Here is a 13571-nt window from a genome sequence, read left to right as displayed (position 1 = left end):
TTTGGACGAAGTGATAAGTATTATATTGAAATTAATCCTGGTGCTTTTTCTCGTATTTTTAAACGGCTTTTTTGTTGCTGCAGAATTTGCCATTGTCAAGGTACGGACGACGCAACTTGCCAATATGAAAGGACGCCGTGCTCAGGTAGCCAAAAAAGTTGTAAAGAACTTGGATGCATACTTGTCAGGAACGCAGTTGGGAATCACCCTAGCTTCGCTTGGATTGGGATGGGTCGGTGAGCCAGCCATTGCAAAAATGATTGAACCGGTGCTTGCTTACTTCGGCATGCCCGGCTGGGTCATTCATACCATTGCCGCGGTGATCGGATTTTTGATCATCACCTTTATGCATATTGTTTTGGGTGAAATGGCTCCAAAATCCCTGGCCATCCGCATGTCGGAGAAGACAACCTTATGGACGGCAACACCGCTCAATTGGTTTTACAATTTGTTTAAGCCTTTTATCTTTATTTTGAACTCTTCAGCCAATTTGGCTTTGAAAATAATCGGTGTCGACGGAAAAGCGGATCAGCAGGCGCACACGGAAGAAGAAATCCGGATGCTGATCGCGCAAAGCCATAAAAGCGGAGTGATCGACCAAACTGAATTGACGTTGTTTGACAACGTTTTTGACTTTACGGAAAGAATCGCCAGGGAAGTCATGGTACCAAGGGTGAAAATGGTTTGCCTTTTTGAAGGGAATTCGTTTGAAGAAAATTTTGAAATCATCAAAGAGGCCCATCATACCCGCTTCCCGGTTTGCGGTCAGGATAAAGACGATATCAAAGGAATTGTGCACATTCGTGATATTTATAAATACATCGCAGAAGGGGAAAAACCGGATATTTCCCAAATCATCCGCCCGGTGGTGGTGGTGCCGGAAACCATGGAGTTAAAGGATATTTTCCATAACTTGCAAAAAAATCGCGTGGAAATGGCGATTGTTGTGGATGAATACGGCGGAACCTCAGGATTGTTGACAACCGAAGATATCATTGAAGAGATCTTTGGGGAAATCCAGGATGAATTTGACAACGAACTGCCGCTGATCCAAAAAGTCGGAGAAGACACATTGATTGATGCCAGCTTGTTGATCGAGGATGTCAATGAACATTTCAACATCTCAATCGAGGATCCGGATAATGACACCATCGGCGGTTGGCTTTTCTCCGAACTGGATAAAGTGCCGGAGGAAGGGGATCAGGTATCGTTTGACAAGTGGGTGTTTACCGTCAAAGAGATGGATCAGTTGCGCATATCCCGGATTATTGTTTCTCCGCTGGATGAAAAGGAACCGGATGAAGAAGATCAAGCGGAGGAAGCTCCGTTGCAATCGTGATTGCAAAAAAGGCTTGACGATGGATTCGTCAAGCCTTTTTTTGATTGAAAACCCAATCCGGGTGTTCATAATGGTCCGACCACTCTCCGGCAAAAGCGCCAATGGACCCGGGGAGTGAACAGTATTTTTTATAAAACATTTCTTTGCTGTGTGGACATTGCTCCGGATAATACACCATTTCCCATAACGATGCCTGCAAAAAGTTTTTCAGCCGCTCCGGTTGATTGAACCATTCGCGTTTCAACTTGATTTCCCGGCAAGCCTTCAAAGATGGCAGTTGCACCAACATATAAACAGTTTCTTTTCCGATGGCAACAGCCATTTCCAATTCTCGTACTTTCTTTTTCAAAAAAGAAGTGGGGTTGAATTCAAACGTTTGCATTTTTCCGTCATAGCTGCGGGAGCCGTATTTTTCATGGAACCCCAATTGCTCCAAAGCATTTAACAAAGGTTGAAAGGAACGGGGCGGGGTGATGATGACCGGATCGGTTTTTGTGTGTTTCTCACCGGTCCCCACTTCCAGCCGGGTGACAAACTGATAGGAGACGGTATAACCGGAAACGAGCAAGTTTGAAGGCAGTCGGAAAGAAAAAGGAAACGTGATTTCTTCCGAGGGACGAACAGAGCATGGAGAATGAAACGGGAATGTCGCAATGGAATAAGAATGCACTTGTTGTTCCATCCGGATATGAATCATCAGATCGGTCGCGATCTGGTGAATTTCTTGATCGATGATGCCTCCGCGAATCAATAATTTTCCCTTTACCTGATCTCCCAAATGGACTTGATCCTTCTCCAGAATTAAGTCCATCTGTGCTCCGCCCTTCCCCATTTTGGCCAATAAGGTTTTAAACATCATAAGCGAAAAACCCCCTTATGGAAATAGACAAGGACTTCGCCGGTTCTCTCTTTATGCCGAAAAAACGCTTTCATGATCTTGTATATAGTAATCTTATCAAATTTATAAGAGAAAAAAATGACAATATTAAGAAAGAAACCATCATCTTCTGTTTTTTTCTTTTTCATATCGGTTGCCAATTTTTTTGGAATTCGTTATACTGTCTTCATACAGAAAACATATGTCTTTCTGCAATAGACAAAAACGTCTTTTGTCCATTGTTTTCATCAAGCGGGAGGGAGAATATGGTAAGACAAGCCGTCAAAGTGGGTCTTTTGGGGCTGGGTACTGTCGGACAAGGGGTTGTGCGGATTATTTCGGATCATCAGCAGGATCTGTATAAAGAAACCGGACTGCATGTGGAAATTGATAAAGTCCTTGTGCAAGACCTTCATAAAAAAAGGGAAACGGAAGTTAATCCGGATCAAATAACCCTTCATCCGGAGGAAGTGATTGAAAATCCGGAAATTGATGTGGTGATTGAAGTGATGGGGGGCATTGAACCGGCAAAGGAATATATTTTGACGGCTCTGAAAAGGAAAAAACATGTGGTTACCGCGAACAAGGATTTGATGGCTCTGTACGGGGCGGAGATTTTGCGGGTGGCACAGGAAAATCAGTGCGATGTATATTACGAGGCCAGTGTGGCCGGCGGGATTCCCATTTTGCGGGCGTTGATGGACAGCTTTTCCTCCGACCGGATCCACAAGATCATGGGCGTGGTCAACGGGACGACCAATTACATTTTATCCAAGATGAGCCAAAACAAAGCAAATTTTGAGAACACCCTCTCCGAGGCGCAAAAGCTGGGGTATGCGGAAGCCGATCCTTCCTCCGACGTGAACGGGTGGGATGCGGCATATAAAATGTCCATCTTGTCCACGTTGGGTTTCCACATCGCCGTCCATCCGGACGAAGTGGATGTGCGTGGGATTACGCAAGTCACCATGGAGGATATCGAGTTGGGCAAAGATCTGGGTTATGAATTAAAACTGCTGGGTTTGGCCAAACGGGACGACGAGAAGGTCGAAGTGAGCGTTCAACCGACATTCTTGTCCCGAAAACATCCGCTTGCTTCCATCGACGGGGTGAATAATGCCATTTTGATTGAAGGGGAAGCGGTCGGGGAAACCATGTTTTACGGTCCCGGGGCAGGTTCTTTGCCGACGGCGACATCCGTGGTGTCCGATCTTGTGACGATTATCCGGAATATGAAACTGGGCGTTAACGGGCAAAGAATGGTGGCGCCGTATGAAACCAAACGTTTAAAAACCGACCGGGAGAAAGGATCCAAATATTTCTTGCGGTTGGTGGTGGCCGATGAGCGGGGAGTGCTTGCCCGGCTGACTCAACTGTTTGCGGAAAACCACATTTCCATGGAGCAAGTGATCCAAAAACCTTATAACGGAGGTTACCGTGCGGAAATTATTTTGGTGACGCATGAAGCGGTCAAAGCCGATTTAAACCGGGTACTTGCCTCCATCCATCAACAGGATGGCATTTCTGAGTTGAAAAGCTGTTACCCGGTGTTGGAAAGATAAGCGGGCAAATTTTTTTCATCCGGCACCGTTCCTTTGGGAGCGGTGTTTTTGTTTGGTTCGTTCATCAAACGTTTCCTTGTCACCTTGTGCGGTTTTGTTACAATTTGAAAGACAAGGCCGTTGGATGAAGGAGAGAGAAAAATGGACCGGCAGCCGATACTTGAGATCAAAAATATATCCAAATCGATTGCAAAACAAAAGGTGATTGACCAGGTTTCTTTTGACGTTTACCCTGGTGAGGTGTTCGGCCTGCTTGGCAGAAACGGTGCGGGAAAAACCACGTTGATCCGGTTGATTGTCGGTTTGATGAAGTTGGATCAGGGAGATGTGTTCATTGACGGGTATTCGGTCCGCACCCAATTTCAAAAGGCGATCCGGCCGGTCGGCGCCATTGTGGAACGTCCGAAGTTTTATCCCTTTTTAACCGGGTATCAAAATCTGCGCCTTTTTGCGCGGATGATGCCGGATGTGGATAAAGAGCGGATCGATGAAGTAACCGCTTTCCTGGATCTTGGCGATTTTATTCATGATCCGGTACACACCTGTTCCCCGGGCATGCAACAACGTTTGGGACTGGCACAGGCGATTCTTTCCAAGCCCCGCTTGTTGATTTTGGATGAGCCGGCCAACGGGCTTGATTCCCAAGGAATCCGCCAATTGCGCGATTTCTTGGGCAAGTTGGCAAAGGAACAAAAAACGGCGGTGCTCATATCCGGCCACTTGTTGCCGGAAATGCAGATGATGTGTGACCGGTTTGCGGTGATAAATGCGGGAAAATGTGTGGTGGTTCGTTCGCTCAAGCCGGAACCGGACGGGGAAGCGAAGGAGTGTCGGGTCGGGTCCGTTTTGAAGTGGACTCGTTGGAAAACGTGAAAACCGCCTTAAAAGCATTGAATTGGGACAAGGAGTTTGTGCCTCTTCCCAAGGGATTTGAAATTATGTTAAAAAAAGGACAAATTCCGGAGTTCAACGCCGAATTAATGAAACAAGGAGTCCAAGTTTACGGAATCGGGGTGGTTCATCAGACCATGGAAGATCAGGATTTGGAAATGATTGAAGGTGAAACGGATGGTCCACTGGAACCGGCTTGTACATAATGAGTTGATGAAAATTTTTCTGAGGACCCGCACATCGGTTTTCTTTATGATTCTTTTGCTTGCCGGATTTGTCATGGCGTATGTCTGTTTGTTTTTGCAATCTGCAAGCGGCATCAAGGAAGATGTCTGGGGATTCTTTCTGACGAACACGGTTCTTTTGCCGGTGGTGGAACTGTTTGCTTTGATCATTGCCGCGGATGCTGTCAGCAGTGAATATACCTGGGGGACGATCACGTATCTTTGGATTCGTCCGGTCTCCCGCTTAAAAATCTTGTTGTCCAAGTATGCCTCGGTTTTGCTTTTATTGCTGGCAGGGGTTTTGGTGCTGGCGGGGACTTCCGCCTTGTATGGATGGGTTTTTTTCGGTTCGCCTGTCCGGGAAGATTCGGGGATGCTTTTGGCGCGTGCCCTGGTGATCTACGGATGCAAATGGGTGGAAATGGTGATGATGGTGACCATGGCTTTTGCGATTTCGGCTTTGACCGTCAAAAATTCGCTGTCCATCGGATTCACCCTGTTTCTTTATTTCACCGGGTATTTTTGGGTGGAATTGCTCCGCGAATTTGATGTCCAATGGGGAAAGTATCTGCTCTTTGCGAATCTGGATTTGGCGACTTATCTTTTTGGGGGATTCCCGGCGTTTGACGGGATGACCTTGGGCTTCTCATTGGCGATGCTTGCGGTTCACTATGTCTTGTTTGTTTTCTTGGCTTGGTGGGGATTTGCGAGAAGAGAGGTGATCTGATTCAACCGGTTGCTTCTCTTCTTTCAGCAAATACCACCCGTTTCCCAATGCTTGATACTTGTCGCGTTTTTTCCGGTGCAGCGGGCAAAAGTCACAACGCCCGCCCGGACGCTGTTTGTAGCACTCAAGACAACGAATCGGCTTCATTGCGGCCATCACATCCCTTCTCATGTTCATTTTATTTGAAAATCCGTTTGAAAGAAACAGGTTGCGGGAATAATATCGTTATTGAATGTCGAATGAAGGGGGAGTTATCCGTGGGGAAAGAGAGAAACCAAAAAATTTTGCTGGCCAGACGTCCACAAGGAATGCCGGTGCCTGAAGATTTTGAATGGGTGGAAGAAGAGATTCCTCAACCGTCAAGTGGTGAGGTTCTGGTCAAGACGTTATATCTGTCCGTCGATCCTTACATGCGCGGGAGAATGAACGATCAAAAATCATATGTTCCTCCTTACCGGATCAATGAAGTGATTACCGGCGGGGTGGTCGGTGAGGTGATTGCATCGGAATCCAAGTTGTTCGAAGAAGGAGACATTGTTCTCGGGAATTACGGTTGGCAGAAATTTGCCGTGGCCGCAGAAGATGAATTGACCAAGGTGAATCCTGATCTGGCTCCGGTTTCCACCGCTCTCGGTGTTTTGGGCATGCCGGGGCTCACCGCTTATGTTGGACTGATGGAAATCGGGCAGCCCAAGGAAGGGGAAACGGTTGTGGTCTCCGGTGCTGCAGGAGCCGTCGGTATGACCGTGGGGCAAATTGCCAAGATCAAAGGTTGCCGGGTGGTCGGGATCGCCGGTTCCGAGGCGAAAGTGGAATTTTTGAAGAACGAGTTGGGTTTTGATGCCGCGATTAATTATAAAAAGACGGACTCCATCCGGGAAGAACTGACAAAAGCTTGTCCCGACGGGGTGGACATCTATTTTGACAACGTGGGCGGAAGCATTTCCGATGCAGTCCTTTCATTATTGAATCATCAGGCCCGGATTCCGCTCTGTGGACAAATCTCCCTGTATAATCTCGAAAAACCGGACATCGGGCCGAGAATCCAGCCGCAATTGCTGATTAAAAGCGCTTTGATGAAAGGATTTATCGTTTCCGATTACGCCGACAAATTTGATGAAGCGTTAAAGCAGTTGGCGGAATGGGTAAATGCCGGCCGGTTGAAATATAAAGAAAACATCGTGGAAGGATTTGAAAACACCGTCGATGCCTTTTTGGGACTGTTTCGCGGAGAGAACCTGGGAAAACAGATTGTCAAGGTTTAAAAACCTGGTTGCATGCAAGGGTTGAAAGGGGAAAGGGACCGTCACAGCCGACCGGTCCCTTTTTGCTGTGTCAAAAAGGGAGGACCGATGACAAAAGGATACCCACCCGCATACAAAAAAAGCCTTTTCTCTGCATCGTGGAGAGAAAAGGCAGGCAAAACGGCTTATAAGGATGGTTTGCTGTTGCTTTTATTCAAAGGCTGGCCCGTAACTTCCTCGCTGAAGCGGCCCCAAGACTGATTAAACTTCTGAATGAGTGTTTCCGTTTCTTTCTCCAATTTCTTTCTTTCCTGATTTAATGATTCAAATTGGTCTTTGGGAGGCGTTTTTTTCTTGGCGATGGCGGTGTAGTAATTTTTATTCGCCGTCAAAATCCCGATATTCACTTCGGCCAGTCTGGATTCACGCTGAACCAGCTGTTGAAACAGATTTAAGGTTTCCTTTGCCAACGGACCTTTGTCACCGGATATTTCTTCCGCTTTTTTCATCAATTGGTCCAGTTGTTTCAGGACTTTTTCTTCTTCTGTCTGATAGTTGTGAAGTTCAGCAATCACTTGGTCCATATCGCTTAAGAGCGCTTTTAACTCATTGGGGTCCGCTTTTCCCGTTTCTTGAATGCTGCGTTGAAATTGGTTCATGCTTTTTTCCATGTTTTTATAATACGTTTCCATCTTGTTCCGCGTATGTTCAGTGTCATTGTGTTTCACAACCAACTGTTCGATCGATTCAACCAGTTGGTGTGAAAGCTGGTAATCGGTGATGACTGAACAACCGGATGCCAGAAGGAGTGTGCAAACAATCAGCAGTGTTTTTTTCAACATGGTACTTCCCTTCCCTATGATCAAGCAATGATTTTATCATACTGAATGCCTGTGGTGAATTCAATCGAAAAGACTATGGCAAATTTCTCAAAAAAGTGGAAGAGAAGGGATACAAAACAGAAACGGGTTACGAATAATATTATGAACGATGCTTTTCCAATCCGGTCTTGGAAAGGGCAGGGAACATTGACAATTCTGTAAAATTAATATAAACTTTCTATAAAGATCAAATAAAAAAAGCAGCCATTCCCCCAAAATGGCTGCACGAATTTTATGATCATTCAGGCAAAAAGAAAAGATGGCTTGGTTTGGAATTAAACGGCAGGCGGTTCTCCGTCAAAGAGAAAAGTCATAGTGTAAACTCCCTTCATTAAGATTGGATTGGAAAAGTACGATCAAACAGCAGGCGGTTCTCCGCCGAAAAGGCGTTTCATCCGGATCCCTCCTTTCCAAGACAAGGGAAGGGAAAGGGGTTACAATTTTCCCTCGCCTTTTTCAAGTAATTGGCAGTAAGTTTGAAAAAATCTGTTTTTATATTTTTCATAAGTGACAGGGTCTTCCTCTTCGCAACATTTTGCAAGTTTGACGAGTATTTCCGGTTCCAGGATTTTGAGTGCGTGTTTTTCGGAGATCGTGAGTGCTTTTTGCAGGCATTTGCGTGCATCGCCGTTTTTGTTTTGGCGCATGTAGCAATCGCCCAAAGCGATGAGAGCATTGCAGTATTTTAAAGCATCGTTCGTTTTTTGTCCCGTTTGTATGGCATTCTGCAAAGCTTTTTGTGCGAAGGGGATTTTTTTTGTTTTTAAGTATAGCATACCTAGTTTGGTATAGGTAGATACCAACATATTTTTTTTCCGATTTTTTTTTCTAATTTTAATGCTGTGCGAAATGCAACTTCTGCTTTGTAATAATCCCCCATGTTTTGATAGCAATCCCCGAGTGCCGTCCAGAGCTCAAACGCGCGGTCCACGTTTTGGTCCACACGGGCCAGATGCAGGCCTTTGGTGGCATATTCGATCGCCTTTTCATGCAGTTCCTGTTTGCTGAGCAAGGTGGCGTGCACCTCATACATACTGCTGCGGATCTCGATGCTCTCGATTTTGTCGACTTCTTTCCACATATCTTCCAAAGTGCGGAAAGCATCTTCATTCCGGTTTAATTTTTCAAGGTAGATCACTTTGCTCATTTTTAAATGGTATACGACATATTCGCGGTCACCGGAGGGATCGTAGGATTCCAAACCTTTTTCAATATAATGGAGGGCTTGTTCAATATTGTTCAAATAATAACAACAACGGCCCAGTTCATTGTAGGTTGCGGCTTGCACGTTGGTTGATTTCCAATCGGGATACTGTTTCAGCGTGCTCAATGTTTTCAAAAATTGTGCCTGTGCCTTTTTCCAATGTTTTTTTCGGGCAATGCATTTTCCTTTTAAAAAGAGGTATGTGGGAAGCAAGGGGGAGTTTTTGTCGATCTCGGTTTTCCTGAGTTCTTCCAAACCTTTGTCCGGACCCGCCATGTCAATGTCATGCTCGATCGCGAATAATTTGAATTTCAATTGTTCTTCGCGTTCCTTCTCGTCATCATAAGACTTGGATAACTGTTTGATGTCCAAATCCAGCTTGTTGCATATATGCAGATATATATCCTCATTCACCACTTCGCCTTTTTCGACTTTGCGGATGGTATGGAGTTTGATCATGTTATCCACCAAATCACTTTGCCTGAGCCCCAAATCCTTCCGCCTTTTCCGAATGACACGCCCCGCATTCTCATGGTCAAGAGGGAGCAACGAACTCACCTCCGCAAATAAAAAAATTTTTGTTTATTTTCGGTTGTTTTTTTGTTGCTTTTCATGCAAATATGCAAAATCCGGGTGAACATTTTTGCTCTATTTTTATTTATTTATCTAGTTTGGCACAAATCTGCAAAATTCCTTCTATTATTAGTAATTTTGTATCGATTTGCAATGTATGAAATAGATTTATAAACTATAGTCAGAAAGATGCCGATTGGTTTCAGTGGTTGAAACACCGCAAAATTTTGGGAGGAGTTGCTTATGTTGAAGGTGCAGGTTGAAGGCCAAAAGGAAAAGGTCGGACCTTTTTTGTCGGAATTGAGACAACGTTCGCAAATCGAATATTTGCGAGATGAAACCAATTTCCAGGAAAAAGAAGAAATCCGTGTGATTTGTTACGTGGAGCACAAGCCGGAGCACCGCATCAAAATGGTGAAATTGTCGACGGGGGACGGGCTGGAAATTCAACTTCCGTTAATGGATGTCATTCAAGTGGAAATGGAAGACGGCAAAAAAATCATTACCGGACGCTCCTTTGACATTTTTGGCACGTAATGATTTTATCATATGCTTGGACTGTAAAAGTTCTCGTGCTTGTGCGATGGCACGTCATTTCATAGAACCATCAAAGACAAGGATGCGCGGCGGAAAAAATGAGAGAGAACCTGTTTACACCTCAACAAAGCTGAAGCGTTGCCCTGGAAAGGACTTCCACGTCCTCCCGGAGGCGACGCTTTCATTTTTCCGGACACTTTGAACATCCATGGCCGCAAGTGTCCGCCAAGAGGAGTTATTTATTGAAAGATGTAAAAATTTGCATTAGAATGGAATTAGCCGGGGGATTTTTCGTGATGGCTCAATCATGCCAAACCGTTGACAGATATCGTGATAAATGAGAGACAAAGTACAGTAGAGGTTCGGGAATACTGTGCTTTTTTTATGGATTGGAGGCTTTTTTGGGTGAATCTGTATTTTGTTCTTTTATTTGCCAAGGACCGGGCAGCCAAAGTTCCTCCGTTACCGTTCAGGCGGTTGCTCCGGGTGATTGTGACTTCGGTTTGGATGCTTTTGATTTACCGGATTTACGGTTTAAACAAAGCCATGGACCGGCTCAAGTCGATCCGGTGCAAAGATCCCGTGCGCATTAAAAACCCGTTGTCGGAATTTTTGTACGCCCGGCGGGTGATGGTCTGGTCGCAATTTGTGGTGTCCCTGTTGAATGCAGGGAAAATTGATTCTTTCCTCCGTTCCCTGTCGTTGTGTGCATCCCTTAAAAAGTTGGGGATTCCGGCACAAATGGTGTTGGGGGAAAAAAATGACGACCATGTGATTGAAAATTTGCATGTCTGGGTTGAGCTCCGGCACGTTCCCCTGAATGAATCATGGGAAGTTGAATGGCATTTTCGAGAAATTAAGCGTATTCCGGAAAGGTTTGACGTCCATTGAGAAAATTTGATCCGATCCAGGGGTTCATTGATTTCGGTTTTTTTCAGAGTTTTTTCCAATTTTACGGTGAGGTCTGGGGTTATCCGCCCAAGTTGGAACCTTTGATGAAGCTGATTCAAAACAACAACTGGCATGAGGCCAAAAAAGAGTTCAAAACATTGTTGAAAGAAGGGACCGGTTTTTTAAAACAAATCGACGGCGCTTTTATAGTCGTTTATTTTGAAAGGAAAGAAAAAGCCGGATTGATTTACCGCAGTTTGTTGTGTAAATATTCCCTTTATCTGCGCCGGACCAAGCGGCAGATTTTTTGGTCCACCCGGATTGAACAGGTGTTGGGAGAAGATCGCCCCCATTTGTCCAAAGTGAAAAAGGAAGAATTGGTGGGGTCCTGTTTTGCGGAAGGCCAGGAGCCATCCCAGACTTATTTTCGGGACATCAAAAAGCTGCCGGCCGGGTACATGATCCGCGTTCACCGGGAGAATGAAGAGATGACCCTGTTTGACCAATTGCGTCCCCGGCCGGATTATGCCAAGTTAAAATGGGACAAAGCGGCGGATTTGGTGATCGAAATCCTGACCCAAACGATTCAGGACCGGGTCGAACCGGCCGACCGGGTGGGGGTTTTGCTGAGTGGAGGCATTGATTCCGCGGCGATTCTCATGTTGTTGAAATCCTGCCAGATCCCGGTCGTTGCTTATCATTGGGGATGGCGCGGGGAAAAGTCCAAGGTCCGGATCAGTGCGGAAAAGGTGACCCGCTTGGCGAATGTCCCGCTCATCATCCTTGAACCGGGGGATTTGAAGGCGTTAACAAAAGACGCCAACCAATTTTATTTGCCGTATCCCGGCCTGGATTACCTGATGATCAAAGAAGCCCGCAGGCAAAGCCAAAAGGACGGGATCAACCTGCTTGCTTCCGGGTATTTTGGAGACTATATTTTCGGGTATGACGGAACCGGACGTTTTTCCAAGCGGATATGGAACAAAACGTTATCCAGACGGTTGATGGAGAAGCTGGGAATGCTTCGCCCGACGTGGGCCGATCATCCGGAAAACATTCCGATTCCGCTTTTTTTTACCGACAAGGCGGCAAAAGAAGCCAAAAATTATCTGGGCTCGCTGAAAGAAAAAACCAGTGCCCGGCAAGCGATGGGGTATTCATTAAACCGGGACAAGGAATCCCTCATTCAGTTGCATCAATTGTCCCCGCATCAAATGAACATGTTGTTTCCCTTTGTCAGCAGGAAGCTGATGGAAATCGCAATTTCCCTGCCTTCTGAGATGAAAGTGCTGTTTCGCGGGGGGCAATGGATCGAAAAACCGGTTTTGAGGCAGGCGTTTTTTGATTGGCTGCCGGGCGAGGTGATTGCCTATGTGCCCCGGCAGTACCGGGTGTTGCCGATGGAGGCCCGTTTTTTGCTGAAACACCGTGAACAAGTCAAAGAATTGCTGGATGAAGATTCGATTTTGGCGGATTGGGGAATCATCCATTGTGAACGGCTGAAAGAATGCCTGGAACACCAGCGGTTGTTGATGATGTCGACCAAAGGGCTGATTTGGGCATTCATGACGGAAATATGGCTCCGTTCTTTGTTATGACCTTCATCAGAAAGCTCCTTCTCGCGGGAAGGGGGTTTTTTGATGAAGGTTTTTCATTCAGCGGGATAGCGCCGGTTTCGTCCTTGAACCAACACCGGTTGCACAAAAGGACGAATTCGTTCCATCAACCGCTTGGCTTTTAAAATTTCCCATCCGCCTTTTGCCGTATAGCTGAAGTGTTCTTCCAGCTCATCCAATGTCATGTTGGATGTATAGATGGTCGGTCGTTGGTCCGTCATCCGTCTTTGTAAAATGACGGAAAGCACTTCGTCCCTCAGCCAGGGAGTCAAAGATTCGGCGCCGATATCGTCCAGGATCAGGACTTGTGTGGTTTTTAATGCCTCGATTTTGCGGCTGATTTGATTATCGGCGATGGATGCTTTCAATTCTTCAACCAAGGCGGGGAAATGAACCATGATCGAAGAGATGTTGTGCTTGGCCAATTCATTGGTGATCGCGCCGGCGATATAGCTTTTGCCCACTCCAAACGCCCCGTATAAATAAAGGCCGTAAGAAAGAGGGGATTCTTTGAAGCTGATGCAGTAATCCATGGCGGTCAAAATGGCTTTGTTCCGTTCCGGGTGGTCGTAGTCAATCCGCTCAAACGTCGATTGTTGAATTTCTTTGGAGATGTAATGGCTTTGAATCAGCGATTTTTGTTTTTCCGCTTTCCATTTGCTGCATTCATGCATGGTCAGGTCCAGATAACCTCCATATTCATCCAATTCCGGGTAATGTCCTTTCATCATGTTGGGGCATCGGTCCAGTCCCGGACATTGTTGGCAATTGGAACGTTCCATCACAAATTGCTGAAGGAAGGAGAAAGAACGCTGATAAACTTCTGTCGGAAGTTCAGGATGTTGCTTCCTGAATTCTTCGACCAGCGGAAATTGAAGCAGGAGCTTTAACTGCCGTTCTTTGTCAACCGCTTTTAAGTTTTTGCCCACCGGAACCATCACATTGTTGATCCGTTTCATCACGAACCTTCCTCCTGCAATCGATGTTGATCGTAATCTCTATTCT

General features: G+C 45.8%; 14 protein-coding genes. 9 read left to right on the top strand and 5 right to left on the bottom strand.

All coding sequences use genetic code 11. From position 1 onward, the window contains the following. The first annotated feature begins 10 nt into the window (after positions 1-10). A complete protein-coding gene (locus tag H1R82_RS09895; RefSeq protein ID WP_309544816.1) occupies positions 11-1339 on the top strand; it encodes a hemolysin family protein in 1329 nt (442 codons plus the stop codon). A 28-nt stretch (positions 1340-1367) separates the two neighbouring features. Here the strand turns inward: H1R82_RS09895 and H1R82_RS09890 are convergent, their stop codons facing one another. Next, positions 1368-2198, bottom strand: coding sequence for a sporulation protein (locus tag H1R82_RS09890; protein ID WP_181732521.1), 831 nt, complete (start codon positions 2196-2198; stop codon positions 1368-1370). A 284-nt stretch (positions 2199-2482) separates the two neighbouring features. On the opposite strand from H1R82_RS09890, the gene H1R82_RS09885 reads away from it, so the two are divergent. The 5 genes from H1R82_RS09885 (at position 2483) to curA (ending at position 6885) form a co-directional block, all read left to right on the top strand. Beyond that, a complete protein-coding gene (locus tag H1R82_RS09885; protein ID WP_181732520.1) occupies positions 2483-3778 on the top strand; it encodes a homoserine dehydrogenase in 1296 nt (431 codons plus the stop codon). A gap of 141 nt (positions 3779-3919) precedes the next feature. After that, positions 3920-4651 carry an ABC transporter ATP-binding protein gene (locus H1R82_RS09880; protein ID WP_232333887.1) on the top strand — a complete coding sequence of 244 codons (732 nt, stop codon included), beginning with the start codon at positions 3920-3922 and terminating at the stop codon, positions 4649-4651. Then, on the top strand, positions 4606-4875 hold the full coding sequence (locus H1R82_RS14670) for a hypothetical protein (RefSeq protein WP_232333886.1): 270 nt from the start codon (positions 4606-4608) through the stop codon (positions 4873-4875). The genes H1R82_RS09880 and H1R82_RS14670 overlap by 46 nt, the downstream gene beginning before the upstream one ends. Continuing rightward, complete coding sequence (locus tag H1R82_RS09875) at positions 4847-5620, top strand: ABC transporter permease (protein ID WP_181732519.1); 774 nt, start codon at positions 4847-4849, stop codon at positions 5618-5620. Before H1R82_RS14670 ends, H1R82_RS09875 begins: the two co-directional genes overlap by 29 nt. A 239-nt stretch (positions 5621-5859) precedes the next feature. Next, positions 5860-6885 (top strand): NADPH-dependent curcumin/dihydrocurcumin reductase, encoded by a 1026-nt coding sequence (gene curA / locus H1R82_RS09870; RefSeq protein WP_181732518.1) that lies wholly within the window; start codon positions 5860-5862, stop codon positions 6883-6885. A gap of 164 nt (positions 6886-7049) precedes the next feature. Here the strand turns inward: curA and H1R82_RS09865 are convergent, their stop codons facing one another. The 3 genes from H1R82_RS09865 to H1R82_RS09855 form a co-directional block, all read right to left on the bottom strand. Continuing rightward, positions 7050-7706, bottom strand: coding sequence for a hypothetical protein (locus H1R82_RS09865; RefSeq protein WP_181732517.1), 657 nt, complete (start codon positions 7704-7706; stop codon positions 7050-7052). Positions 7707-8179: 473 nt separating this feature from the next. Continuing rightward, positions 8180-8551, bottom strand: a complete 372-nt coding sequence (locus tag H1R82_RS09860; protein ID WP_181732516.1) for a tetratricopeptide repeat protein — start codon at positions 8549-8551, stop codon at positions 8180-8182. Continuing rightward, the gene (locus H1R82_RS09855) at positions 8524-9498 is read right to left on the bottom strand and encodes a tetratricopeptide repeat protein (protein ID WP_181732515.1); all 975 of its coding nucleotides are present in this window, start codon (positions 9496-9498) and stop codon (positions 8524-8526) included. The genes H1R82_RS09860 and H1R82_RS09855 overlap by 28 nt, the downstream gene beginning before the upstream one ends. A 267-nt stretch (positions 9499-9765) precedes the next feature. Here H1R82_RS09855 and H1R82_RS09850 point away from each other — a divergent pair, with 267 nt between their 5' ends. The 3 genes from H1R82_RS09850 to H1R82_RS09840 all read left to right on the top strand — a co-directional run bounded on the left by H1R82_RS09850 (position 9766) and on the right by H1R82_RS09840 (position 12548). Further along, positions 9766-10059 carry a hypothetical protein gene (locus tag H1R82_RS09850; RefSeq protein WP_181732514.1) on the top strand — a complete coding sequence of 98 codons (294 nt, stop codon included), beginning with the start codon at positions 9766-9768 and terminating at the stop codon, positions 10057-10059. Positions 10060-10464: 405 nt separating this feature from the next. Then, complete coding sequence (locus H1R82_RS09845; protein WP_181732513.1) at positions 10465-10950, top strand: transglutaminase-like domain-containing protein; 486 nt, start codon at positions 10465-10467, stop codon at positions 10948-10950. Further along, on the top strand, positions 10947-12548 hold the full coding sequence (locus H1R82_RS09840; RefSeq protein ID WP_181732512.1) for an asparagine synthase-related protein: 1602 nt from the start codon (positions 10947-10949) through the stop codon (positions 12546-12548). Before H1R82_RS09845 ends, H1R82_RS09840 begins: the two co-directional genes overlap by 4 nt. A gap of 53 nt (positions 12549-12601) precedes the next feature. On the opposite strand, the gene dnaI is transcribed toward H1R82_RS09840, so the two are convergent. Next, positions 12602-13525, bottom strand: coding sequence for a primosomal protein DnaI (dnaI, locus tag H1R82_RS09835; protein ID WP_181732511.1), 924 nt, complete (start codon positions 13523-13525; stop codon positions 12602-12604). Between the last annotated feature and the right edge of the window lie 46 nt (positions 13526-13571).

The organism is Thermoactinomyces intermedius, from assembly GCF_013912365.1.
Lineage (GTDB): Bacteria > Bacillota > Bacilli > Thermoactinomycetales > Thermoactinomycetaceae > Thermoactinomyces > Thermoactinomyces intermedius.
This window is presented reverse-complemented; position numbering and strand designations above follow the sequence as displayed.